Source organism: Agathobaculum ammoniilyticum (genome assembly GCF_025567315.1).
Lineage (GTDB): Bacteria > Bacillota > Clostridia > Oscillospirales > Butyricicoccaceae > Agathobaculum > Agathobaculum ammoniilyticum.
The window spans coordinates 1-2909 of sequence record NZ_JAOQJE010000025.1 but is presented as its reverse complement, the minus strand read 5'-3'; the positions used below and the strand labels follow the sequence as shown (position 1 = coordinate 2909).

The following is a 2909-nucleotide window of genomic DNA, read 5'->3' as shown; positions in this document are numbered from 1 at the left end:
GGTGGACAACGGCGCGGGTACTCGCTTCCCTGATGTGCCTGCAAGCCACTGGGCGTTCTACGACGTGGTGGAGGCTTCCACGGAACACGATTACACCAGAGACTCCAACACGGCCGAGGAAAGCTGGAGTAAGTAAAATCAATTCTATCCGATTTCCTTAGAAACCGGCTTCAAGGTGCATGCCCCAGCCGGAAAGGAATAGGCAGAAAATCATGGTACACAAGGAATGTCACGAAGAAATCCACAGCCTGATTACTGCTTTTGAGCAGAGTTGCCAATAAAGGAGCCTTTTGTAAGACTTGAGCCGTATGAGGGGGACTCTCGCGTACGGTTCTTAGGGGAGGGATGGACAGCAATGCTCATCCCTTACCCGACCTGTTACTATTCCCTATTCGGGGCGTTTTGCTCCTCATACTATTGATCGCAAAGGTTATTATGGCGCTATGCAAAAGCAATATCTGCTCTTTAATTTGCTGTGATAACAAAGAGAAAATGAAAAAAACTGCCCTGTATACGAGGCTTTGTATGCAGGGCAGTTTTTTCATTACATCCATTCTATGAACACATGGCTTGGTGGTTTTGAAAAGTTATACTTTTTTAAAGGCAACTTCATCTGTATCTGATATTTTTTAATCGGCTGATTTTGAAACAAAAAGAGATAAAGATTTGAGAAAATCGGTATAAATACAGTATCTATCCGTAAAACAAGAAAAGAAAAATAAGAAAAATTACAACGAAATTACAACAAATGAAAGAGCTTGATGTAACAACTTATGCAAAGAAATATAGAGTTATGGAAAAATGACACTTGAAAAAGAGTGTCTTTTTCTATGCAGTATAACAGCAGACTATTTCATTTCTGCTTGATTACTCTAAAACTTATTAGTCTATGAATATTTGATTAACTGATTTTTTTATTTCCATTGACAAAAGTATGAAATTATACTATACTGCACGAGTATGATTTCATACTAGGAGGATAACAATGGAATTCAAACAAAATCAAGTACTACAAGAGTTTGACCGTATCAGTAATTTAATTAACGAATTTTATCATGAAATAGCTTTAAAACAAGGTTTGTCTGATAGTGCGTATGAAATCTTGCAAGCTATTCTTGTTTTAGGAGAGGGGTGTACGCAAACCGAGATTTATAAATATTGCTATTTGAATAAGCAAACAGTCAATTCGTCGGTAAACAAACTTAGAGAAAATGGTTTGATTGATTTCACCAAAGGAACTGGACGAGAAATTTATATTCATTTTACAAAGACTGGAAAAGAACTTGTAAATGAAAAAATTTTACCTATTGAACAAGCTGAAAACGATGTTTTTGGAGAAATGACAAAAGAAGAACAAAAAGAAATCGTCCGTCTAATGAATAAATATCTTGATAATTTTAAGGCTAAAGTTGACAATATTATAAATGAATAAAGGAGAAAAAGTATGGTTCACAAAATAATAAGTACAATAGGGCTTGGAATATTGGGTATTGACCCGATTACTGCTGTTTATATGATAAGTATGGGGCTTCGGAAGGACAGTAAATCAAAAATATCTTTATTTTGGTTTTCATTTATGGGATTTTCTATTTTGATAGGAGCAGTTTTAGCTACAATATTTGGTGTATCAGCCGTGGAGATATTACGAAGCTTTACACCAGAAGCAGACAGTCCATTATGGGCAGTATTACAATTTGTATTATCTTTGATTGTTGTTATATTCGTCATTAAAAAAATATTTTATAAAACGAAAAAAGAGGACGAAAATAGAAAAATAGTAGAAGGTTCTTCGTTTAAGTATTTGTTTACTGGATTTGTTTTTTCCATAACTTGTTTCACAGACCCAACCTACTATGCTGTGATTTTACTTGGCGGAGAGTCGAATAATTTTCTATCAGCAATTTTATTACTTACGATTTGGTTTTTGGTAAGTCAGTTTATGGCTGTTATCGTATATATAGCAAATCAGATGAATTTATTAAAGAAACTCGTGAAATGGGTGGATAGATTAAAGGAAAAGGGGCTTAAGACAGTCGTTCATGTATGTTATATAATTTTGCTTGTAGTTTCATTTGGTCTTTTGCTTGATTCAGGATATTATTTGGTAGCAGGTAAATATCTATTTTAATCCGATAATCCTCAGTTTGTGCGGAAGATAAGTGCAAAATCTCAACAACCGACGGAGCGATCCGCCCACGGTGGCGGTCGTAAGACAATACGCCACGCCAACTTTGCTGGCGAGGGGGCGGTTCACTTCGGCGGTTGGGCGAGCGTAGCGAGCCGTTCAAAGCCCCCGTTATCTAACAGGGGGGTACTATTACAAAAAACAAAAGACAAAGCACATACAAAGTCCCGATATGAAACGATGTACGAAGTTATAAGGACTTACTGTACTTCACACCCTGTCTTTTCTACCCGACAGGTAAAAATCAGCATATCGGAAGCAAAAAATACAAGGTGTATGCTCCTATGGGCGTATGCCTTTTTTGTTTCAAAATAATATTTTTCTAAAATATGTACTTTTTTAATGAAGTTTTAATGAAAGCACGATATACTACAGATGTACTAAAGGAAAGGGGTTCTGGGACATGAAAAAAGGATTAATGATCTCAATGATGGCGTTTGGCGCGGCTGCAATGCTGGCGGGATGTACGCCAACTATAGCTTCGAGTGCAGGGAATGCTGGCTATCCGCAGCAGGGGGCGCCGTCGCAAACGGGATCGCTGCTGCAAAGCGGGCAGGTTCCGGTAAGTGACATGCCATCAGTAGAGCAGGCTGCCGTGGCAGAGAATCAGGCAGCGACGAACCAGAATTCCGGAAACACAGGCAGTGGCCAGCAGCCAACGACCCAGATCAGTGAGGAACAGGCGAAGCAGATTGCTCTGGAACATGCTCAGATTAAGGAGAGC

The 2909-nt window shown here is 38.5% G+C and carries 3 protein-coding genes; all 3 read left to right on the top strand.

The window, feature by feature from the left end:
• Window positions 1-985 precede the first annotated feature (985 nt).
• A complete protein-coding gene (locus OCV66_RS14975) occupies window positions 986-1432 on the top strand; it encodes a MarR family winged helix-turn-helix transcriptional regulator (protein WP_054328558.1) in 447 nt (148 codons plus the stop codon).
• A gap of 12 nt (window positions 1433-1444) precedes the next feature.
• Window positions 1445-2128, top strand: coding sequence for a hypothetical protein (locus OCV66_RS14970; protein WP_054328557.1), 684 nt, complete (start codon window positions 1445-1447; stop codon window positions 2126-2128).
• A gap of 460 nt (window positions 2129-2588) precedes the next feature.
• Window positions 2589-2909 (top strand): hypothetical protein (locus OCV66_RS14965; RefSeq protein ID WP_262564850.1); only part of this gene is annotated, 321 nt, incomplete at its 3' end.